Source organism: Acinetobacter beijerinckii CIP 110307, from assembly GCF_000369005.1.
Lineage (GTDB): Bacteria > Pseudomonadota > Gammaproteobacteria > Pseudomonadales > Moraxellaceae > Acinetobacter > Acinetobacter beijerinckii.
In genome coordinates, this window is sequence record NZ_KB849765.1 from 799,751 (window position 1) to 822,092 (window position 22,342).

Genomic DNA, 22,342 nt, shown 5'->3' on the forward strand with positions numbered 1-22,342 from the left:
GATCTTATGAAGAAAAAAGTTTTGCTAATTAATGAAGGGCTTGTGCAGCATTATAGAATTCCATTGTTTGAGAAGTTGTTGGATGATGTTGATTTATATGTTGCGCACTCTGGTGAATATTTAGATGGGGTTGGTTTTAATCAAATTTTAATCAATCAAAAAAAAATAGGACCATTTAATTATTATTCCATAACAGATTTTGATCAATATGATTTTGTGGTTTTTCCTTTTAATTTAAGAAATTTAAATTTATATTTTGAGTTTTTTAAAAAATCTATATATAAGAAAATTTTATTTGGTATAGGGGTTAACGCTTCTTATGGCAAAAAATACGATTCAAAAAATTTAATGTCACTGCTCAGAGTTCTATTTGTATATAAATATGATTACTCAATTTTTTATGAGAGATATCCTTTATTAAAATATATTTCTTATGGTGTATCACCAACAAAAATGTCTGTCGCATATAATACAGTCGCACCAAATGAAAATTTTAATATTAATAAAAAAACTTATGAATCTATAATTTTTATAGGCTCACTGTATAAACAAAAAAAAATTTTTGATTTAATTGAAGCTTATCGGATTTTGATCAATAACAAATCTATAGCTTTAAATCTAGAAATTATTGGAGATGGAGAGGAGTTTGATAATTTAAGAAAATACATAGATGATAATAATTTAACTAATTGTATTACATTGCATGGGAATGTTACTGAAGACGATAAGCTTCTACCTATAATGCAGCGAGCTGCTGTATGTGTATCTCCTGGTCAAGCCGGTTTGTCGGTCCAAAAATGTTTTTCTTATGGTACAGGTTTTATAACGACACAAAATGCAATTACAGGGGGGGAAATATTTTCAATTCAAGATGGTATTACTGGTAATTTTTATGATGGAAGTATTTCTGATCTCGTTGATAAACTATCAATGTATTCAGATTCTAATTATTGTAAAAAAATATCAAAAAACTCCTATTTATTTTATAATAACTTTCGAAATTTAAATGTTTGGCATGATGGTTTTTTGAGAGGTATTAGATGAAGTATATAATTGATAATTCAAATCTGTACGCAGGCGGTGGTATACAGGTAGGTACTTCATTTATTAATGACCTTAATAAATTAAACTTGCCTAATGAGTATCATATTATACAGTCATTTAATATGTCTAAAAGTTTTGTTAATGTTGGCTTTCCTGATAACTTTAAATTTTATAATCTTGATGAAAAGAGTCAGAAATCAATACGATTTCGTTCTTTAACAATGAGGAGATTAGAAAATATAATAGCGCCAGATTGCATTTTTACAGTATTTGGCCCATCTTATCATAAAAGCAAATTTCCTAAAGTTGTTGGTTTTGCTATAGGTCATATAATTTATAGAGACTCTCCTTATTTTAAAACTTTAAATATTAGAGAAAAGTTTAAGAATTTTTTAACATGTGAAATAAAAAAAATATTTTTTAAAAAAAATTCTGATGCTCTGATATTTGAAACAAATGATGCGATGTCTAGATTTGAGAATATATCTAAATTTAAAGAAAATTACGTTGTGGGCAACACAATTAATGAAATATTTCTTGAAAGTTCGAAATGGGAATCAGTTTTTCTAAGAAATGAAAATAAGAAAAAGATTTTAGTCGTAGCTGCAAATTATCCACATAAAAATCTAAAAATTATTCCTTTTATTATTGATAATTTAATAACGCAAAAGAAAATACATGATTTTGAATTTGTAATAACTGTTGAACCAGAAGAGCTGAGCTTTCCTGATTGTTATAATGACTATATTCAATGTATAGGTAAAGTGTCTCTGGAGAAATTACCATCTTTATATAAACAATCAATGATAGTTTTTATACCTACTTTACTCGAAATTTTTTCAGCTACATATTTAGAAGCAATGTATATGTCTAAAGCAATTGTCGCTTCAGATATGGGATTTAGTCGAGATATTTGTGGTGATGCTGCTTTGTATTGTGAGCCAATTAACATTGATGAATATGCGAATGCTATCTTTACACTGCTTGGAAATGCTAAATTAAGACATGATTTTGAAAAAAAGGGTCTTTCTCAAGTATTAAAATTTGGTTCTAGTATGGATAGAACAAAAATGTATTTAGATATAATGCATCAAGTTTCCGAGGAATTTTGAAATGAAATTTATTTTATTTTTTTTTAATATTTCCTTGATATTTCTTTCTTTTTTACTTAGTAATGATTTTTTAATTTATAATGGTTGGATTGTTTATTTCTTCCAATTCTTTTTTAACTTTTTATTTTTATTAACAAGAGTTCATAACTTGGCTGATTTATTCATGCCTAGTTTTATTTTTTTGATTTATTTGTTTTTAGGTCAAGTTGTAGGCGGATATCTGTCCCCTCTAGGATATGGTTGGTATGGTGAGTTTGATAAGGCATTAAATACTGTAGATAATATGAATATCATCGTTTTTTATAACCTTATTATTAATTATATTTTATTTTTTCTAACAAATGTTTTTTTGACTAAAACAAATTATACGCTATATTATTTAAAATCCAGAAGTTATTTTTTTTCAGTTTGTTTGATAATTTTAATTTTTATTTCTGTTAGTTTTTTTAGAGGTGTTTGGACCTTCCCTGTTCAACTAGCCTCATTCATTATCTTGTATTTAATTTCTTTGAATAAAAGTTATTTAGTAAAAGTAATGTCTATTTTATTGTTTTTCTTTGTGATGATAACAACCAGCTATGATAGCAAAAGAGAAATCATTATGGTGCTTGTTGTTTTTCTTTTGATTACATTGATGTATAAAAAATATCATTTAAATTTTAAAACTATATTATTAGCTCCATTGGCTTTTATTGCATTTTCTTTAACCATTTTGTTGTCTTCGATTCTTAGGGGTTATGGTGATTTAGACAATCGATCATTCTTATCAGCATTACAATACATTCCAACCTATATTTCTTCTGAAAATTTTTTAGATAATCTAGTTGAGAATTTTGAATTAAACTATTCATATTCTTTACCTGTTTTAGCTATGGATTATGTTTTAAACGGAAAAATTGATTTTCAGTATGGACTTAGTTTGATAAAACCTTTATTTCTAATAATTCCTCGTGAAATCTTCGATGTGAAACCTGAGAGTATTATTTTTACTTTTACTAAAGCATATGATTATAATTTTTATCAAAATGGCGGGTCACTACCGGTTTTACTCCCAGCTGAACTTTTTATTAATTTTTACATGTTTGGTGTTATAGCTTTTTTATTGATCATGTATTTTTTGAATTCAATTTATCGTAAGATTTTCTTTTTTAAAAGTGTTTTTTCTTTTATTGTCTGTATCTTTATTTGTGGTTTGTTTTTGATGTTTATGCGTGGTAGTGGTTTTGATCTTTTTATACTTTACATAGCCTTAGGTTGCTTATACTCATATTTAATGTGTATTTTCCTAAAGATCCAAATCCAAAAATAGTTTATTGAGTAGGTGATTAATGAATTTTTCGAACAAAACTTTACTGATTACAGGTGGTACTGGATCTTTTGGGAATGCTGTTCTAAAACGCTTTTTAGAAACTGATATCAAAGAAATCCGTATTTTTAGTCGTGATGAAAAAAAGCAAGATGATATGCGTAAAAAGTTTCAATCATCTAAGTTGAAATTTTATATTGGTGATGTACGAGATTACAACAGTATCTTAAATGCGACCCGTGGTGTGGACTATATTTATCATGCTGCTGCGTTAAAACAAGTACCTTCTTGTGAATTCCATCCTATGGAAGCAGTAAAAACAAATGTAATTGGTACTGAAAATGTACTTGAAGCCGCTATTCAGAATCGTGTAAAGCGTATTGTTTGTCTGAGTACCGATAAAGCGGTTTATCCGATCAATGCGATGGGTATTTCTAAGGCAATGATGGAAAAAGTTATTGTTGCCAAATCAAGAAATTTAGAAAATTTAGATATCGTTATTAGTTGTACGCGATATGGGAATGTTATGGCATCAAGAGGATCGGTGATACCATTATTTGTTGATCAAATGCGACAAGAAAAACCTCTAACCATTACTGATCCTAATATGACTCGTTTCATGATGACGCTTGAGGACGCGGTAGATCTAGTTCTATACGCTTTTGAACATGGTGAAAACGGAGATATTTTTGTACAAAAAGCACCAGCTGCAACAATTCAAGTTTTAGCTCAAGCATTAAAAGAACTGCTTAATCAGAACGATTACCCTATTCAAATTATGGGTACCCGACATGGTGAAAAGGCTTATGAAGCTTTATTAAGCCGTGAAGAAATGGCTGTTGCTATTGATCAAGGTGATTATTTCCGTGTACCTGCGGATCAGCGTGATCTAAATTATGAAAAGTATGTGGAAAATGGTGACCTAAAAATCACGGAGTTTGAAGATTATAACTCTCATAATACTGAGCGATTAGATGTTGAAGGAATGAAAAAACTATTACTTAAGTTAGAGTTTGTGAGAGCTTTAACTAAAGGGCAATATGTAGATCCTGAGGCTTAAATATGAAAATTCTAGTTACAGGTTCAAATGGTTTTATCGCTAAAAATTTGATTCAGTTTTTATCTGAAAAAACCGAAGTCGAAATTTTAAAAGTTCATCGGGAGTCATCTGAGCAGGAATTAAAAGAATCTATTTTATCTGCGGATTGGATTGTTCATTTAGCGGGTATCAATCGCCCATTAAATGAAAGTGAATTCATTGAGGGTAACGTTACGCTCACAGAGAAAATTACTCAAACACTCAGAGAAGAGCACAAGTTAACACCGATTATCTTATCGTCATCTATTCAAGCTGATCGTGATAATGCTTATGGAAAAAGTAAGCTTGGTGGTGAGCAAGCGCTTGAGCAGTTGCATGAGGAGCAAGGAAATCCAGTTCACATTTGTCGTTTAGCCAATGTTTTTGGTAAGTGGTCTCGTCCAAACTATAATTCTGCTGTTGCAACCTTTTGTCATAATGTTGCAAATGATTTGCCACTTCAAATCAATGATGCAAATGCGATTATTCGATTGGTTTATATTGATGATGTTGTTGAGACTTTTTGGAATATGATCAATGGGTCAGTGAGCGTTGATCAAACCTTCCAAATCCAGCCAGAGTATCAAATTACTGTTGGTGATTTAGCTAAGACCTTAAATGGTTTTAAAGCATCAAGAGATACACTTATTACTGATCAGGTCGGAACAGGTCTTACTCGTGCACTTTATTCAACATACTTAAGTTTTCTTAAACCTGATCAGTTTGATTATAGCGTGCCTAAATATGGCGATGCTCGTGGTGTTTTTGTGGAAATGTTAAAGACACCTGATGCTGGTCAGTTTTCATATTTTACTGCTCATCCAGGGATTACTCGCGGTGGTCATTATCACCATACCAAGACTGAAAAGTTTCTTGTTATTAAGGGTAAGGCAGTATTTAAGTTTAAGCATGTCGTGACAGGTGAATTTTATGAGCTTGAAACGCAAGGTGATGAACCAAGAATTGTAGAAACAGTTCCTGGTTGGACACATGATATTACTAACATCGGTAATGATGAGATGATAGTGATGCTATGGGCAAATGAAATTTTTGATCGTAATAAACCCGATACTTATGCGATGCCAATAACAAATTAAGAGTATAGATTTGTGAAAAAGTTAAAATTAATGACAGTGGTGGGCACACGTCCAGAAATTATCCGTTTGTCTCGCGTAATGGCTGCGTGTGATGAATATTTTGACCATATTATTGTTCATACTGGTCAAAACTATGACTATGAGTTAAATGAAATTTTCTTTACCGATTTGGGTATCCGTAAACCTGACCATTTCTTAAATGCAGCTGGCGCTACTGGTGCAGAAACGATTGGTAATGTCATTATTGCAGTTGATAAAATTTTAGATGAGGTAAAGCCTGAAGCTTTACTTGTTTTAGGTGATACTAACAGTTGTATGGCTGTATTACCTGCAAAACGTCGCAAGATTCCAACTTTCCACATGGAAGCTGGAAACCGTTGTTTTGATATGCGAGTTCCTGAAGAAATTAACCGCCGAATTGTTGATCATACTGCTGATATTAATTTAACTTACAGTACGATTGCTCGCGATTATTTATTAGCGGAAGGCTTGCCAGCTGATTTAGTAATCAAATCGGGTAGTCCAATGTTTGAGGTACTTCATCATTACAAAGCAAAAATTGAAGCTTCTGATGTACTTGAACGCTTAAATTTAAAAGAGCATGAATATTTTATTGTTAGTGCTCACCGTGAAGAGAATATTAACTCAGATCAGAACTTCTTAGATTTGGTAGAGATGTTAAATGCAGTTGCAGAGAAGTATAAGTATCCTGTAATTGTATCTACGCATCCTCGTACGCGTAAACGTATTGAAGAGTTAAAGGTTGAGTTTCATCCTTTAATTCAATTATTAAAGCCACTAGGCTTTAGTGACTACAATAAGTTGCAGCTTTCTGCAAAAGCTGCATTGTCTGATAGTGGGACAATTAATGAAGAATCATCAATCTTAAACTTCCCTGCACTGAATTTACGTCAAGCACATGAACGTCCAGAAGGAATGGAAGAAGCTGCGGTTATGATGGTAGGTCTAAAAGCGCAACGTATTTTACAAGGTTTGGCAATTTTAGAAGGACAATCTAGAGGTGAGCAACGCCTTTTACGTCTAGTCGAAGACTACAGTATGCCGAACGTAAGTGAAAAAGTGGTTCGTATTATTATGAGCTACACAGATTATGTAAATCGAGTAATCTGGAAACAATTTTAAGGTCATAAACTGTGAAAAAAGTGTTGGTTGTTTCAGAGTTTATTGATCCTGATCAAAATTCTACAGGATACTTTTGGTATAAGATTATACAGAAACTTGCTCAATCCGATGGGGTTGAGCAGTTATCTGTTATAGCGCCTTATTCAGGAGATCGTGAGGAAATACAGAAAAAGTTCTGTAGTAATATTGGCTTCTTATTATTTTTACATGCTTCTTATGATAAAAATAATTTATTAAAGCGATTGCTAGGTCAAGTACAGCAAACTTTTGGTTTTTTAAAGATTTTGTTAAAAAACTTAGCTAAGGATAAGGTTGTTGTTTCTGGAACAAATCCACTTTTTCTACTTGTATTATTAGCCTTTTTAAAAATATTTATTCCATTTAAATGGTATCTCTTAGTCCACGATGTCTTTCCTGAAAATTTAGTTCCTGCAGGAATTTTAAAGAAAAATTCTGTTTTATTTAAAATAATGAATTTTATTTTTAATCGTATCTATTCTAGAGCTGATCATCTGATTGTGATTGGTCGTGATATGAAAAACTTAATGAGACAAAAAACGGGCAGCGATAATATTACAGTAATTCCGAACTGGGTGGATTTCACTGAAATAGAGGTTAAACAGAAACAACAGTCTTCAATTATTAGCTCACTTGATTGGAACGAAAATATAGTTTTTCAATTTTTTGGAAACATGGGGCGTGTTCAAGGAATTTCTAATCTATTAACCGCAATAAATTTAAGTAAACATCCATCTGCTAAATTCTTATTTATTGGTGGTGGAAATGATGCTCGGTTGGTAAAAGAATTTGCTGAAGACGAGAACAATAAAAATAAAGTTGCTTATATCGGAGAGTTAGCTGCCCAAGAGCGGAGCTTAGGTTTGAGCTCATGTGATATTGCGATTGTTACTTTAGCTGAGGGTATGCTTGGCTTGGGTGTTCCTAGTAAAGCCTATTTTACCATGGCTGCTGATAGACCAATTTTAGCTGTCATGGAAGAAGATGCAGAAGTGGCTAATATGGTTAAAGAACATCATATTGGTTGGGTGTGCCAGCCAAATGATCCAATTAGCTTGGCATCTTTAATTGATGAAATTTGCGAAAATAAGCTAAATATATTGTCTAAATCACCACGTCAAATTTTACAAGATCATTATCATCAAGATAAGTTACTGCAAAATTTTGCTGACATTGTGGAATCGTAATATGAAAAATATTTTAGTTACAGGTTCATCTGGCTTTGTCGGTAAGTCTTTGATCCGCGCACTCATTCAGAGTAATAAATATCAAAACATATATGCTTTAAACAGACGACACTTGCATACACTACCTGACATGGTTGAGCAGTTAGTAGCGATTTCTGAAGAAAATGTTTTTTCGACGCCTATTCCTACTGACATTGATGTGATCATACATTTAGCAGGAAGAGCACATATACTCAATGATAATATACAAAACCCTTTAGAGCAGTTTAGAGCGGTAAATGTTGAGGGTACATTACAACTTGCTCGACAAGCATTAGAAAATAAAGTTAAGCGGTTTATTTTTATCAGCTCTATTGGTGTGAATGGTGCTGTAACAGCGACCACACCTTTTGATGAGTCAGATATACCTCAACCACATGCAGATTATGCGATTTCAAAACTTGAAGCTGAACAAGCTTTGAAAACATTATTTGTAAATACGGTCACAGAATTAGTAATTATCCGTCCTCCATTAGTTTATGCTGCTGACGCACCTGGTAATTTTGCTAGATTACTCAAATTGTCTTCGACTAAACTACCATTGCCATTTGCTAACTTAAACAATAGGCGTTCTTTTGTTGCTTTAGAAAATTTAGTTTCATTTATTGAGACCTGTATAGATCATCCTCAAGCGAAAAACGAACTATTTTTAATCGCAGATAGTGAAGTATTTTCAACTGAGCAACTTGCTCAATTATTAAGAGAAGGTATGGGGAAGAGGCCAAATTTAGTTTATATTCCTCGATTGTTTATGAAAATTGGAGCTGTTTGTCTTGGCAAATCTAAACTATTTGAGCAGTTGTTTTCATCTTTAGAGGTCAATACGACAAAAGCAGAAAATTTACTGGCTTGGAAACCCGTCGTAAGAGGAAGTGATGCTTTGAAAAGAGCAGGAAAAATATATCTTGAGAAAAGTGAGTAATATATGTCAATAATTTGGATGTTATTAGCCAGTTTCTTAATATCATTCTTGCTAACTGGCTATATGCGTCATTATGCGCTAAAGAAAAATATTATCGATAATCCAAATGAGCGAAGCTCGCATACGATACCGACGCCTCGTGGTGGTGGTGTATCGATTGTGATTACTTTCTTATCCTTTCTAGTTTTATTAATGTTTACTCAGCACATTCCAATTTCTACAGGTTTGATTTTACTTTGTTCTGGATTTGGGATCGCAGTTTTAGGATTTTTAGATGACCATGGTCATATCAATTCTATGCTGCGTCTTGCGATACATTTCATTATTGCAATAGCCGTTGTTTTTGCTCTAGGTGGTTTTTCGGAAGTAGCATTATTTAATGGAACCCTTCATTTAGGTCGGTTTGCAAATATCATTGCCGTACTTTTTCTTGTATGGTTATTGAATTTATACAACTTCATGGATGGTATTAATGGAATTGCAAGCGTCGAAGCGATTACTACAACAATCAGCCTTGCAATAATCTATCTGTTATTTTCCTCATCACTATCTATTGAACTATTACTTACTTTAGCTGCTAGTGTATTCGGCTTTATGCTTTGGAATTTTCCGAAAGCTCGTATATTCATGGGGGATGCAGGGAGTGGTTTTTTAGGAATGACTTTAGGCGTTTTAGCTTTGATGGCACTTCAAGTTGATGCTGCATTATTTTGTGCATGGATTATTTGTTTAGGCGTGTTTGTTGTCGACGCAACATTTACTTTAATTCGTAGAGTTACGAATGGACATAAGATGTATGATGCGCACAGATCCCATGCTTATCAATATGCTTCACGTCGATATGGTCATACTACTGTGACGATCTCAGTATTGCTTATTAACTTATGTTGGCTTGCACCAGTGGCTTATTTGGCTTCACAGCGTGTTTTAATGCCAGAAATATTGTTATTAATTGCCTATCTTCCACTTATTCTGCTTGCACTATTTTTTAGTGCTGGGAAAACTGAGAATGCTTAAACGGGGTGCTCTATTAATCTTAGGTGCAGGTGGGCATGGCAAATCTGTTGCAGAGGCCGCACTTCTATCTGGAAAGTGGAAATCAATTGTATTTGTAGATGATTGTTGGCCTCATAAAAAAGAAATTGCAGGCTTTCCGATAATTGCAAATATGGAAACAATTTCAAATATTATCAATGAAGTGTCAGCAGCAATTCCCGCTGTAGGCAACAATAAACTTAGACAAGTTTGGTTTCAGCAACTGAAAGAATTATCAATTCCTATTGCTAGCGTAGTCCATCCTTCAGCAATTGTTAGTTCAACAGCTTTAATCGGTGATGGTGTGGCTATCATGGCTGGATGTGTGATAGGCGTGGATGTAAATATTGATGATGGTGCTATTGTGAATATGGGTTCTTCAGTTGATCATGATTGTCATATTGGGATGTTTGCACATCTTAGTGTAGGGGTTAAAATCACGGGAAATAAAACTGTGGATTCTTTAATTTTTTTAGAGGCTGGTTCAGTTATTACTCACTAAATCAGTTATCCTATTGTTTTTCATTCATGACATTTTGCTAAAAAGATTATGTAATGAAGATGTAAAAGTCATTTCTAGTTGATAAAGAAATGTTTATAAAGTCCAAACTGTAAATGAGCTGCTTAGAAGATTACTGTGAAAAAAATTATTCATCAATTTGCTTCAGCACCTAGATTGTTCAAACAATTTTTTCTTGTTGCTCTAGATGCCTTTGTTTTTCCTGTAATTTTATGGCTTTGTTATGTCATTCGCTTATTTGATTTAGGCGCTGATGTGATACCAGGAATTAAGCATGGTATTTTTCTAGTCACGTTGATTGCGATAACTAGTCTGGCATTTACGGGTGTTTATCGATTCATTGTTCGAACGTTTAATGAGTTTTTTATCATAAAATTAGCATTAGCTGTTTTTATTACAATGGCTAGCTTATATGTTCTAAATTTTGCAACACATGCATATATTCCGATGTCTATACCATTCATGTTTGGTTTTATGATGTTTGCATGGGTATGGATTAGTCGAGCGAGTATTCGTTTTATTGTAAAAGCGTCTTTCTATTCTGAGTTAGGTCGAAAAAGAATTGCAATTTATGGTGCAGGAGATGCAGGGCAGCAGATTGCAGAGGCCTTAAATCGTTCAGATGATCATTTTCCAATATTCTTTATTGATGATTTTGCGTCATTACAAGGACAAATTGTTGGTGGATTAAAGGTTTTTCCAGTTGAAAAAGCTTTACAGCGGTTTAAAAAAGATCGAATAGATGAAATTTTATTAGCACTTCCATCAGTTGGGCGTGTCAGAAAAACAGAGATTATTCAACAATTTGAATTTGCCCATTTGAAAATTACCGAATTACCTGGTTTAACTCAACTTGTTGATGGTGAGATTCGCGTTTCTGATATTCAGGAAGTTGATATTATTGACTTGTTAGGAAGAGATCCTGTTCCACCTGTCGCTCATTTATTGACTAAAAATATTAATAATAAAATTGTAATGGTGACAGGGGCAGGTGGTTCTATCGGCTCAGAGTTGTGTCGTCAAATTATTAAGAATAAACCAAAAATGTTAGTGCTTTATGAACTCACAGAATTTGCTTTATATGATATTGATAAAGAGTTAAGACAAACAGCAAGTTGTGAGATTGTCCCAATTTTAGGAACCGTGCAAGATCAACAAAAGCTTGAGCGTATTATTGAGCAATATCAGATTCAAACGGTTTATCATGCCGCTGCTTATAAGCACGTACCCTTAGTAGAATGCAACCCAATTGCTGGATTAAAAAATAATGCGATAGGCACAGCGAATAGTTTGAATGCAGCGGTCAAAAAAGGTGTAGAAACCTTTGTACTCATTTCAACGGATAAAGCGGTTAGACCCACCAATGTCATGGGCGCATCCAAACGTATGGCTGAACTTTATTGTCAGGCTGTAGCAGAAACTCAACCGAATACACAAATTAGTATTGTGCGGTTTGGTAATGTTTTAGGTTCTTCTGGCTCGGTAGTGCCTTTATTTAAGCAACAAATTGCATTAGGTGGTCCAATCACGGTTACTCATCCAGACGTCACCCGCTATTTTATGACGATTCCTGAAGCTTCACAATTGGTGATTCAAGCGGGAGCATTGGGTTCAGGTGGGGATGTATTCTTACTTGATATGGGAGAGCCTGTGCGTATCCAAGATCTCGCTCGTCAAATGATTAAGCTCAGTGGTTTGAAAGTTCGCGAAAACGGTTCATCAAATGGTGATATTGAAATTGCTTATAGTGGGTTAAGACCTGGTGAGAAGCTCTATGAAGAGTTGCTAATTGATCAAGACAATACTGAATATACAGAACACACTCGTATTCTACGCTCCTTTGAAAAACATTATCCATTGCAAGAAATACAAGCTGTATTTAGTCGCATCAATCAAATGACCGCGGTTGATCATGATGTTGATTGGGCACTTACACAGTTAGAACATTATGTTGATGGTTATAAACGTAGTGGCGAAGTACGAGTCAATTAAGCTGAGAAGTAAGATGATTAAGAAAGCAATTTTACCAGTCGCAGGTTTAGGCACACGATTCCTGCCAGCAAGTAAGTCTATCCCTAAAGAAATGGTCACCGTTGTGGATCGTCCTGCGATTGAATATGTTGTACGTGAAGCTGTCGCTGCTGGGATCGAACAGATTATTTTGGTCACGCACTCTTCAAAAGCATCAATTGAGAATTATTTTGATCGTAATTTTGAACTTGAAACGACATTAGAGCAAAAAAGGAAATTTGATTTACTCAAAGAAATTAATGATATTTTACCTAATAATGTCAGTGTTGTAAGTGTGCGTCAGCCACAACCACTCGGATTAGGTCATGCTGTTCTTTGTGCAAAAGATATTGTCGGTGATGAGGCCTTTGCTGTCTTATTACCAGATGTGCTGGTTAAAGATACTGAAACAGAAAATGATTTATTGTTAATGATTCAACGCTTTGAACAGTCGCAAGCAGCGCAAATTATGGTGGAAGCGGTACCTGATCATTTAGTTGATCAGTATGGTATCGTAGATGTAGCAAACTCTCCGAATGAAGGTGAGAGTATTGCTATGCAAGGAATTGTTGAAAAGCCTGCTTTAGGCACTGCACCCTCTAATTTATCTGTAGTGGGCCGTTATATTTTACCTGCTCAAATTATGCAACTGCTTGAGGATACACCTCGTGGTGCGGGCAATGAGATCCAATTAACAGATGCTATTGCCTCGTTACAGAAATCTCAGTCTGTAGAAGCGTATCGTATGAAAGGTCAAACCTTTGATTGTGGTAGTAAGCTTGGTTATCTTAAAGCTGTATTACATTATGGTATTGAACATCCAAAACTGGGTGAAGATTTTAAGGGCTTAATTCGTGAGTTAGCCCTATAGTTTAGGGTGAGCAATTATGAAAATCGCAGTTTTTGGCAATACTTTATATGCTGGGGTGATGTCTGCTCTGCTATCTGAATCTGGGCACTTTGTGTATTGGTGTTCAGATATTCAGAGACAAGAAAATGATTTGCAATATGCATTTCACGATGAGAACGTGAGTCAATTATTAACAAAACAACTTCAAAGTGGATTTCTTAATTATTGTGATAGTCAGGATATTCCTCTAGATACCGATACTTATTTCTTTAGTTTTAATCAAACTCAAGAAGCTCAAGTTTTTCAGTTATTACATGATCTGAAACAACGCCCGATTATTCATCCTAAACTCATGATTAACGCTTCAACCTTTGGGTTACAAGCGACGGAGCGCTTTAAAAAAATTCTATCCGAAGATGACTGGGTTTATTTACCAGATACAATTCAGGAAGGGAATGCTCTACACAGCTTGACTCAATCGAAGCAGTTATTTGTTGGCTGTACCCAGGTTGAAGTTCAGATCAAAGTTAGAGAGTTACTCAGACCTTTTTTCCCTATAGAACAACAATTTTTGTTTATGCCAATTTTGGATGCTGAGTTTACCAAACTCAGCATCTCAGGCATGTTAGCGACACGGATTAGCTATATTAATGATTTGGCAGTCGTGGCAGAGAAGTTAGGCATAGATATAGCCTCAGTTCGTCAGGGGATGACTGCTGATAATCGTATTGGGTCAGCTTATTTAGCACCTGGCGCTGGTTTTGGTGGTGAAAATTTTTCACATGATATTTTGACACTCTCAAATACAGTTACAAACACAGGGGTAAAAAGTCAATTGCTTGCCCAAGTTTGGGATATTAACGAACAACAAAAAGAAATTTTATTCCGTAAATTATGGAATTATTATCATGGCGATTTAGATGGTAAGTCAGTTGCGATTTGGGGTGCTTCTTTTAAAGAGAATACATCGAGTATTCAACAATCTCCGATTCATCAAATGTTGGCGGCTCTTTGGGCGCAAGATGTCACCGTCTATTTACATGATCCTCAAGCCTTAGAGGAAATTCAGATGATGTATGGACAGCGCGAAGATTTGATCCTTTGTGATGATCAATATAATGCAGTTAAACATGTTGATGCTTTATGCATTTTGACGGCGTGGAAGCAATATTGGAGTCCTGATTTCAGACGTTTACAACAATTGATGCAACATCCTTTAATTTTGGATGGTCGCAATATTTATGATCCACACTATGTTAAATCTCAAGGTTTTGCATATATGGGCGTGGGGCGTTGAGTATGATCAATCAGATTTATTCTATTCCTGTAAAAGATCAAACTTTAGCATTTGATAAACTGTCAATTATAAAAAATAAAATCAAAGATACTCATCTCAATGATTTATTTGCCAAAGCCCCGAGTCGGTTTAAAGATTTCTCTGTTGAATATGATCAAGTTGTCTTTGATTTTAGTAAACAGCGTATTGATTTAGATACATTTAAAAATTTGATTGACTTTGCGCACGAGCAAAATCTAAATCCGTGGATAAAAAAATTATTCTCTACTGAGCAAATTAATTATACCGAACATCGAGCTGCAATGCATTGGGCCTTACGGTTGCCTAAATCGAGTTCTGAGTTTTCTGAAATCAACCCATCTGTACAGACACAGTTAGAGCGAATGTACGCTTTAGTTGAGAAGATTCATGCTGGGCAATTCCGTGGTGCAACAGGTGAGGTAATACAAGATGTCGTTAACATTGGTGTTGGTGGCTCTGATTTAGGCCCACTGATGGTGACGCATGCACTCTCTGACTTTAAAGTGAAAACTGCAAAACCGTTGGACGTTCATTTTGTTTCGACTATGGATGGCAGTCAGTTGTCTGAATTATTACATCAGCTCAGACCTGAAACAACGTTGTTTATCATTTCATCAAAGTCGTTTGGCACCATAGATACACTTTCTAATGCGCAAACTGTGCGACAGTGGTTAGAGAAAGCGTTAGGTTATAATGAGAAAATTTTGCAGAACCATTTTATTGGTGTATCAACCAAACCTGAAAAAATGACGGAATGGGGGATTGCTGTAGATAAGCAGCTTTTACTTTGGGATTGGGTGGGTGGTCGTTACTCACTTTGGTCATGCATTGGATTACCAATTGCGCTAATGGTTGGAGTAGAAGGTTTTAAACAATTACTAGCAGGTGCTTATGCAGTAGACCAACATTTCCAGTCTGCACCTTTTCATCAAAATATTCCTGTTTTAATGGGCCTATTAGGTGCATGGAATAATAACTTTCTAGATATTCAGACCCATGCAGTCTTGCCTTATGATGGTCGATTAAAATATTTCGCTGCTTATTTACAACAGCTGGAAATGGAATCGAATGGGAAATCGATTCAAAGAAACGGTGAAAAAGTAAGCTTTGCTACATGTCCAATTGTTTGGGGCGAAGTTGGACCCAATGCACAGCATGCTTTTTATCAGCTTTTGCATCAAGGTACACATTCGGTGAGTTGTGATTTCATTGCACCTGTAAGACGTTATAACGCGAATCAATTTACCTACGTTGAAAGTGCGGATGCATTGGTTGAACAGCATCATTTGGCTTTATCTAACTGTTTAGCACAATCTCGGCTACTGGCTTTTGGTAATCAAGCATTGGTAGCAGATGAACTGGAAGACTTACCAGCGTATAAACAATATGAAGGCAATCAACCGAGCTCAACTATTTTACTTAAAGAGCTGAACCCCTATAGCTTAGGTATGCTTATTACAATGTACGAGCACAAGGTTTTTGTGCAATCCGTACTTTGGAATATTAATCCTTTTGACCAATGGGGTGTTGAGAAAGGCAAAGAAATTGCCAATCAACTATTACCGATTCTAAATCGTGAGCAAGATGATTTATCAACTTTCGATGCATCTACTCAAGGTTTATTAAAGATATTATTAGGAAAGACAGATGGCTAAAATTTTAGTGACAGGTGGTGCTGGCTATATTGGTTCACATACCTGTTTAGAATTACTCAGTGCGGGTCATGAGGTGGTTGTCTTCGATAATCTCTCAAATAGTTCCGAAGAATCTCTGGAGCGTGTCCAAAAGTTAGTGAATAAATCTTTGGTTTTTGTGCAAGGTGACATCCGAAATCAGCATGAGTTGGATCAGGTCTTTCAGGATCATCAAATCGATGCGGTGATTCATTTTGCTGGTTTAAAAGCAGTGGGTGAAAGTCAGGAAAAGCCTTTAATCTATTTCGATAATAATATTTCGGGTAGTATCCAACTTGTGAAGTCAATGGAGAAAGCGAGTGTTTTTACTCTTGTGTTTAGTTCATCTGCAACTGTTTATGATGAGGCCAATGTATCCCCTCTGAATGAGAATATGCCTACAGGTATGCCTAGCAATAATTACGGGTATACGAAGCTCATAGTTGAGCAATTATTACAAAAATTATCCTTAGCAAATCCGGAGTGGTCAATCGCATTACTTCGTTATTTCAATCCTGTTGGTGCACATAAAAGCGGTCAAATTGGCGAAGACCCACAAGGGATTCCAAATAATTTAATGCCGTACGTCACTCAGGTTGCTGTGGGGCGTCGCGAAAAGTTATCAATTTATGGTAATGATTATGATACGGTGGATGGTACTGGTGTTCGAGACTATATCCATGTCGTGGATTTGGCAAATGCTCATCTGTGTGCTCTAAATAATCGCCTGTCTGCACAGGGTTGTCGTGCTTGGAACATTGGAACAGGCAATGGTTCATCGGTACTCCAAGTCAAAAACACTTTCGAACAGGTCAATAGTGTGCCCGTGGCTTTTGAATTTATTGCTCGTCGTGCTGGGGATGTTGCCACTTCTTTTGCAGATAATGCGAGAGCTATTGCCGAACTCGGTTGGACACCACAATATACTTTGCAAGATATGTTGGCAGATAGTTGGAACTGGCAAAAACAAAATCCAAATGGATATCAATAATAATTGTTTCATATAAACAGGGAGTAACAGCTCCCTGTTTTTTTTAATTCTAAGATTATCCTTGAATTAAAGCAGTTAACTCATCCACATAACTTTGCATTAGTTGTGGATTTTTATCAGCACGGCTTTCAATATTTAAGCGCAGTAATGGTTCTGTATTCGAGGCTCGAACATTTAAACGCCAATTACCAAAATCTAAACTCACACCATCAGTACGATCAACCTGTGGGTTCTGATTGGCATAATGATCAAAAATCTTTTGCACCGTTGCTTGTGTATCCGCCACTTTAAAATTGATTTCGCCACTACAAGGGAATTTGGCAATCATATTTTCCACGAGTGTCGAAAGAGATTGTCCTGTTTCTGAGAGTAGAGCTATGGTGAGTAACCAAGGAATCATACCGCTATCACAATAAGCAAAGTCACGGAAATAATGATGCGCACTCATTTCACCACCGTAAACCGCATTGTGTTCACGCATCACATCTTTGATAAAAGCATGCCCAGACTTTGATTGCACCGCAATCCCTTGATATTGCTCTACAATATCAAAGGTATTCCAAACTAGACGTGGATCATGCACAATTTTCTCGCCTGATTGTTTGATCAAGAATGCTTGTGCCAATAAGCCAACAATGTAATAGCCTTCGATGAATTGACCTTTTTCATCAAATAGGAAGCAACGATCAAAGTCACCATCCCATGCAATGCCCATATCTGCTTGATGCGCAAGCACAGCTTCACGGGTACTGTCTCGGTTTTCAATTAAGATCGGATTCGGAATTCCATTAGGAAAAGTTCCATCGGCTTCATGATGAATTTTAATAAATTCAACAGGAATATTCAGTTGTTGGAATTTCTGCTCAATCGCATCAATGACATGACCTGCTGCACCATTACCTGCATTCACCACCAGCTTGAGTGATTTAATTTTTTGTGGGTCTATATATGTTAATAAATGATCGACAAACTCTGGCAGAATATTATAGTTTTCAGTTGTACCTTTTTGCTCAACTTCGGTAAAGGTACTTGATTCAGCGAGTGCTTGAATGTCTTTTAAACCCGTATCAGCACTGATTGGACGTGCATTTTCACGAACCAATTTCATGCCGTTATAATCCATTGGATTATGGCTCGCCGTAACTTCAATGCCACCTTGTACATCAAGATGGAAAGCACCGAAATAAATTTCTTCAGTACCCGTCATGCCTAAATCTAGAACATTGACACCTGCATCATTAAGACCACGAATCGTTGCTTGTTTTAAAGCTTCACTACTCAGACGGATGTCACAACCAATCACCACTTTTTTAGGTTGATAGATTTGTCCGTATGCACGACCAATTTTATAGGCGATTTCTTCGTTCAGTTCTGTACCTAATTTTCCGCGAATATCATACGCTTTGAAGCAAGTCAGTTGAGTCATTTTGAAAAGTGCTGTTATGTGTGAATGCCTTGCAGTATACAAAGACTCAGTTAAATTGAACATTGATTGATACAGAATTAAGCAAAGTGAAAGTCTTATTTTTAAGTGGTTGACCTTTTCTTATTTCAATCAACTTGAGTTTAGAAAATAAAAAAGGTTGTTTCACGTGAAACAACCTTTTTTGATCCATAAAGTCTCCCTTTTAAAAGGGAGATTTAGCGGGATGTTAAGCTGATTTTGCTAGAACTTCAGCCATTGCTTTTGCAACTTTATAAATATTATTCATATTTAAACCTGCAACGCAGATACGACCACTGCGAACAAGGTAAATTGCATATTCTTCACGTAATGTGTCGACTTGCACGCCTGTCAAACCTGTGTAGCTGAACATACCTTTTTGGTTTACAAGGTAGCTAAAGTCACGGTCAGGAAGTGCTTTGCTCAGTTCATCTTTTAAGATGCTACGCATTTTGATAATACGCTCACGCATCTCTTTAACTTCGTTTTGCCATTGTTGATTGAGATCAGCGTCATTTAATACTTGATCAACCAACCATGCACCAGTTGTTGGTGGGCTAGAGTAGATACGACGTACAGTTGCTTTTAACTGACCGAATGTACATTTTGCTGCTTCAGCATCGTCACATACGAAAGTTAAACCACCAACACGCTCACCATACAGTGAGAAGATTTTAGAGAATGAGTTGCTGACGATGAAGTTTAAACCAGCTTGGTCTAAAGCACGAATCGCATAAGCATCTTGTTCCATGCTATCGCCAAAGCCTTGATAAGCGATATCAAGGAATGGAATCAGGTTACGCTCTTTTAATACAGCAATAACTTGATCCCACTGTGCTGGATTTAGATCCGCACCTGTCGGGTTGTGACAGCAAGGGTGTAACAATACGATGCTTTGCTCTGGCAAAGTTTTTAATGTCGACAACATGCCATCAAAATCAACGCCACGTGTTTCAGCATCGAAATATGGATAGTAGTTGCTCTTGATGCCAGCACCGTTGAAAATCGCAACATGGTTATCCCACGTTGGTTGGCTCACCCAAACTTCTGAATTTGGGAAATAAGTTTTTAAGAAATCTGCACCAACTTTTAATGCACCTGAACCACCAAGCGTTTGAATGGTAGCAACACGACCCTGTTGAATTGCAGGGCTATTTGCACCAAACAATAACGCTTGAATCGCATCACGGTAAGGTTTAAAACCTTCCATTGGTAGATAAAGTTTGGTTTGAGTATTTTTAGGTGTAATACGTTTTTGAGCTTCGATAATAGTTTCGAGCTGTGGAACGATACTGTCTTCGTTGTAGTACAAACCAATACTTAAATTAACCTTTTCAGCGCGTGGATCAGCGTTGAACTGTTCCATTAAAGAGAGAATTGGGTCGCCTGCATAAGGTGGGATATGTTGAAACATTAACAATGTCCTTTTATTCAACAAGGTGCATGGATGTGTCTTGTGGAGCGCTGCTCCAGATGCCCAATAATGTACCAATAAAGCGATGATGAAGCACGCTGTTATTTACATTTCTAGTGCAGTATTTACTTACAATAATTTGTGGCAAAGTGCTCGATTATAAAGATTGTCTACAATCAAGCTGTCATACCATAGTCGTAGCATAAGCAATATCAATGCGTACGAAGATATACAAAATTGAGCGTAGATCAATTGCAATAAAATCATAAATATTTGTTTTATTTGTAATTATCATGATTTTTATGACGGTTTTGAATGATTCTAATCAGAATGAATAGAATGTCTGACTGACTGCACAGGTCTCTTTTATTGTCGACAATCCTATTGCATTTTTTCTTCTATCTCGTTATAAAATCATCAAAACTGTAGAGATTGTCGACAATATGCAAGATACCCTTGTTCCTCAAGCCATCAGCACAAGTCAGAGTATTACTCTGACGGAACACGTATTTAAGCAAATTCAATCGGCGATTGTATTAGGACAAATTCCTGCGGGCAGCAAAATTTCAGAGCCCGAGTTGGCACGTATTTACGGGATTAGTCGTGGTCCATTGCGCGAGGCGATTCATCGTCTTGAAGGACAGAGATTGGTTGAGCGTACGGCACATGTCGGTGCGCGAGTTGTTTCCCTTTCTCTACAACAGTTTCAAGAACTCTATCAGATTCGCGCTTCGCTTGAGGGTTTAGCCTGTAAATTAGCAGCTCAGCATATTGATAAGAAACAAATTTTGGCATTGCGTGATGTGTTGCGTATGCATGCTGAAGATGAAAATTTTAAAGCAGGTAAGGGTTATTACCTACAAGAAGGTCAAGACGATTTCCATTACTGCATTATCAAAAGCAGTGGCAATAAAACCTTAGAAAAAATGTTATGTGATGAGCTTTATCACCTCATCCGTATGTACCGAATTCAGTTTTCAAACACCCCAAATCGACCGAGCAAAGCTTGGGACGAACATATCCGCATTTTAGATGCGATCGCAGAAGGTGACGGTGAACTTGCCGAAATGCTGATGCACCGTCACATCAATGCATCTTACAAAATTGTTGAGCAAACATTGCTGCAAACCCAAGGAGAACATCAACATGGCTAAATCTGCTGGTCAGCTATTCCGCGACGCGGTCGCAAATGAAAAACCATTACAAGTGGTCGGTGCGATCAATGCCAATCATGCATTGTTAGCAAAACGTGCAGGCTATAAAGCAATTTATTTGTCAGGTGGTGGTGTTGCCGCAGGTTCGTTAGGTTTACCTGATTTAGGGATTAGTAACCTTGATGATGTATTGACCGATGTACGCCGTATTACTGATGTCTGTGATCTACCATTATTGGTTGATGTGGATACAGGTTTTGGTGCTTCAGCATTCAATATTGCGCGTACCACTAAATCAATGATTAAGTTCGGTGCAGCAGCAATGCACATCGAAGACCAAGTGGGTGCTAAGCGTTGTGGACACCGTCCTAACAAAGCGATTGTTACGCAACAAGAAATGGTGGATCGTATCAAAGCGGCAGTGGATGCACGTACCGATGAAAGTTTTGTGATTATGGCACGTACCGATGCTTTAGCGGTTGAAGGTTTACAAGCAGCGATTGATCGTGCAGGTGCTTACATTGAAGCAGGTGCGGATATGTTATTCCCTGAAGCAATCACTGAATTGGCGATGTACAAGCAATTTGCTGACCTGACTAAAGTTCCAGTATTAGCAAACATTACTGAATTTGGTTCTACACCATTATTCACTACTGAAGAGTTGGCTTCTGCGGATGTGAGCATTGCGTTGTACCCACTTTCAGCATTCCGTGCGATGAACAAAGCAGCGGAAAATGTCTATGAGACTCTGCGTAAAGAAGGCACACAAAAGAACGTTGTTGACACCATGCAAACCCGTCAAGAATTGTATGACCGCATTAACTACCATGCGTTTGAACAGTATCTTGATGCATCGTTTGAAAAAGCAAAATAAGAAATCCCCCTAAATCCCCCTTTTTCAAAGGGGGATTTCCCTCCCTTTCCAAAGGGAGGGCTAGGGAGGGATTTTAGAACTCATAATTCACATAGAAAGAACAGAAAAGGACA

At 36.1% G+C, this 22,342-nt stretch carries 19 protein-coding genes; 17 read left to right on the forward strand and 2 right to left on the reverse strand.

What is annotated here, in order from left to right; genetic code table 11:
• Window positions 1-6 precede the first annotated feature (6 nt).
• From F933_RS16870 to galE, 15 genes are all read left to right on the forward strand, one after another.
• Window positions 7-1,044, forward strand: a complete 1,038-nt coding sequence (locus tag F933_RS16870) for a glycosyltransferase (protein ID WP_005060602.1) — start codon at window positions 7-9, stop codon at window positions 1,042-1,044.
• Window positions 1,041-2,156 (forward strand): glycosyltransferase, encoded by a 1,116-nt coding sequence (locus F933_RS09305; RefSeq protein ID WP_005060604.1) that lies wholly within the window; start codon window positions 1,041-1,043, stop codon window positions 2,154-2,156. The genes F933_RS16870 and F933_RS09305 overlap by 4 nt, the downstream gene beginning before the upstream one ends.
• A gap of 1 nt (window position 2,157) precedes the next feature.
• The gene (locus tag F933_RS09310; RefSeq protein ID WP_005060607.1) at window positions 2,158-3,465 is read left to right on the forward strand and encodes an O-antigen polymerase; all 1,308 of its coding nucleotides are present in this window, start codon (window positions 2,158-2,160) and stop codon (window positions 3,463-3,465) included.
• A 19-nt stretch (window positions 3,466-3,484) separates the two neighbouring features.
• Window positions 3,485-4,522: a polysaccharide biosynthesis protein gene (locus tag F933_RS09315; protein ID WP_005060608.1), complete on the forward strand. Its 1,038-nt coding sequence runs from the start codon at window positions 3,485-3,487 to the stop codon at window positions 4,520-4,522.
• Between the two features lie 2 nt (window positions 4,523-4,524).
• The gene (gene wbjC / locus F933_RS09320) at window positions 4,525-5,637 is read left to right on the forward strand and encodes a UDP-2-acetamido-2,6-beta-L-arabino-hexul-4-ose reductase (protein WP_005060610.1); all 1,113 of its coding nucleotides are present in this window, start codon (window positions 4,525-4,527) and stop codon (window positions 5,635-5,637) included.
• A 12-nt stretch (window positions 5,638-5,649) separates the two neighbouring features.
• The gene (wecB, locus tag F933_RS09325) at window positions 5,650-6,780 is read left to right on the forward strand and encodes a non-hydrolyzing UDP-N-acetylglucosamine 2-epimerase (protein WP_005060612.1); all 1,131 of its coding nucleotides are present in this window, start codon (window positions 5,650-5,652) and stop codon (window positions 6,778-6,780) included.
• Window positions 6,781-6,791: 11 nt separating this feature from the next.
• Window positions 6,792-7,985, forward strand: a complete 1,194-nt coding sequence (locus tag F933_RS09330; protein WP_005060614.1) for a glycosyltransferase family 4 protein — start codon at window positions 6,792-6,794, stop codon at window positions 7,983-7,985.
• 1 nt (window position 7,986) lies between these two features.
• Window positions 7,987-8,946: an NAD-dependent epimerase/dehydratase family protein gene (locus tag F933_RS09335; RefSeq protein ID WP_005060616.1), complete on the forward strand. Its 960-nt coding sequence runs from the start codon at window positions 7,987-7,989 to the stop codon at window positions 8,944-8,946.
• A 3-nt stretch (window positions 8,947-8,949) separates the two neighbouring features.
• Entirely contained in the window at window positions 8,950-9,963 is a 1,014-nt protein-coding gene (locus F933_RS09340) for an MraY family glycosyltransferase (RefSeq protein ID WP_005060618.1), read from the forward strand.
• Window positions 9,956-10,483: a PglD-related sugar-binding protein gene (locus tag F933_RS09345; RefSeq protein WP_005060621.1), complete on the forward strand. Its 528-nt coding sequence runs from the start codon at window positions 9,956-9,958 to the stop codon at window positions 10,481-10,483. The genes F933_RS09340 and F933_RS09345 overlap by 8 nt, the downstream gene beginning before the upstream one ends.
• A 135-nt stretch (window positions 10,484-10,618) precedes the next feature.
• On the forward strand, window positions 10,619-12,493 hold the full coding sequence (locus F933_RS09350; protein ID WP_005060624.1) for a polysaccharide biosynthesis protein: 1,875 nt from the start codon (window positions 10,619-10,621) through the stop codon (window positions 12,491-12,493).
• A gap of 13 nt (window positions 12,494-12,506) precedes the next feature.
• Window positions 12,507-13,382: a UTP--glucose-1-phosphate uridylyltransferase GalU gene (gene galU / locus F933_RS09355; protein WP_005060627.1), complete on the forward strand. Its 876-nt coding sequence runs from the start codon at window positions 12,507-12,509 to the stop codon at window positions 13,380-13,382.
• Window positions 13,383-13,398: 16 nt separating this feature from the next.
• On the forward strand, window positions 13,399-14,658 hold the full coding sequence (locus F933_RS09360; RefSeq protein WP_005060629.1) for a nucleotide sugar dehydrogenase: 1,260 nt from the start codon (window positions 13,399-13,401) through the stop codon (window positions 14,656-14,658).
• Between the two features lie 2 nt (window positions 14,659-14,660).
• Window positions 14,661-16,334 (forward strand): glucose-6-phosphate isomerase, encoded by a 1,674-nt coding sequence (pgi, locus tag F933_RS09365; RefSeq protein WP_005060632.1) that lies wholly within the window; start codon window positions 14,661-14,663, stop codon window positions 16,332-16,334.
• Complete coding sequence (gene galE, locus F933_RS09370; protein WP_005060636.1) at window positions 16,327-17,343, forward strand: UDP-glucose 4-epimerase GalE; 1,017 nt, start codon at window positions 16,327-16,329, stop codon at window positions 17,341-17,343. The genes pgi and galE overlap by 8 nt, the downstream gene beginning before the upstream one ends.
• Before the next feature lie 55 nt (window positions 17,344-17,398).
• Here galE and F933_RS09375 read toward each other — a convergent pair whose 3' ends face one another.
• A complete protein-coding gene (locus F933_RS09375) occupies window positions 17,399-18,769 on the reverse strand; it encodes a phosphohexomutase domain-containing protein (RefSeq protein WP_034710677.1) in 1,371 nt (456 codons plus the stop codon).
• A 226-nt stretch (window positions 18,770-18,995) separates the two neighbouring features.
• Window positions 18,996-20,201: an amino acid aminotransferase gene (locus F933_RS09385; protein WP_005060640.1), complete on the reverse strand. Its 1,206-nt coding sequence runs from the start codon at window positions 20,199-20,201 to the stop codon at window positions 18,996-18,998.
• A 443-nt stretch (window positions 20,202-20,644) separates the two neighbouring features.
• Between F933_RS09385 and F933_RS09390 the strand changes: the two genes are divergently transcribed.
• Together F933_RS09390 and prpB are read left to right on the forward strand one after the other, a co-directional pair.
• The gene (locus F933_RS09390) at window positions 20,645-21,355 is read left to right on the forward strand and encodes a GntR family transcriptional regulator (RefSeq protein ID WP_005060641.1); all 711 of its coding nucleotides are present in this window, start codon (window positions 20,645-20,647) and stop codon (window positions 21,353-21,355) included.
• Window positions 21,348-22,229, forward strand: a complete 882-nt coding sequence (prpB, locus tag F933_RS09395; protein WP_005060644.1) for a methylisocitrate lyase — start codon at window positions 21,348-21,350, stop codon at window positions 22,227-22,229. Before F933_RS09390 ends, prpB begins: the two co-directional genes overlap by 8 nt.
• The last annotated feature ends 113 nt before the right edge of the window (window positions 22,230-22,342 follow it).

Bases quoted from the DNA above. Each gene is read 5' to 3' on its own strand.
- F933_RS16870 (WP_005060602.1), top strand. From the start codon at position 7: ATGAAGAAAAAAGTTTTGCTAATTAATGAAGGGCTTGTGCAGCATTAT.
- F933_RS09305 (WP_005060604.1), top strand. From the start codon at position 1,041: ATGAAGTATATAATTGATAATTCAAATCTGTACGCAGGCGGTGGTATA.
- F933_RS09310 (WP_005060607.1), top strand. From the start codon at position 2,158: ATGAAATTTATTTTATTTTTTTTTAATATTTCCTTGATATTTCTTTCT.
- F933_RS09315 (WP_005060608.1), top strand. From the start codon at position 3,485: ATGAATTTTTCGAACAAAACTTTACTGATTACAGGTGGTACTGGATCT.
- wbjC (WP_005060610.1), top strand. From the start codon at position 4,525: ATGAAAATTCTAGTTACAGGTTCAAATGGTTTTATCGCTAAAAATTTG.
- F933_RS09335 (WP_005060616.1), top strand. From the start codon at position 7,987: ATGAAAAATATTTTAGTTACAGGTTCATCTGGCTTTGTCGGTAAGTCT.
- F933_RS09340 (WP_005060618.1), top strand. From the start codon at position 8,950: ATGTCAATAATTTGGATGTTATTAGCCAGTTTCTTAATATCATTCTTG.
- F933_RS09345 (WP_005060621.1), top strand. From the start codon at position 9,956: ATGCTTAAACGGGGTGCTCTATTAATCTTAGGTGCAGGTGGGCATGGC.
- galU (WP_005060627.1), top strand. From the start codon at position 12,507: ATGATTAAGAAAGCAATTTTACCAGTCGCAGGTTTAGGCACACGATTC.
- F933_RS09360 (WP_005060629.1), top strand. From the start codon at position 13,399: ATGAAAATCGCAGTTTTTGGCAATACTTTATATGCTGGGGTGATGTCT.
- pgi (WP_005060632.1), top strand. From the start codon at position 14,661: ATGATCAATCAGATTTATTCTATTCCTGTAAAAGATCAAACTTTAGCA.
- galE (WP_005060636.1), top strand. From the start codon at position 16,327: ATGGCTAAAATTTTAGTGACAGGTGGTGCTGGCTATATTGGTTCACAT.
- F933_RS09375 (WP_034710677.1), bottom strand. From the start codon at position 18,769: ATGACTCAACTGACTTGCTTCAAAGCGTATGATATTCGCGGAAAATTA.
- F933_RS09385 (WP_005060640.1), bottom strand. From the start codon at position 20,201: ATGTTTCAACATATCCCACCTTATGCAGGCGACCCAATTCTCTCTTTA.
- F933_RS09390 (WP_005060641.1), top strand. From the start codon at position 20,645: ATGCAAGATACCCTTGTTCCTCAAGCCATCAGCACAAGTCAGAGTATT.
- prpB (WP_005060644.1), top strand. From the start codon at position 21,348: ATGGCTAAATCTGCTGGTCAGCTATTCCGCGACGCGGTCGCAAATGAA.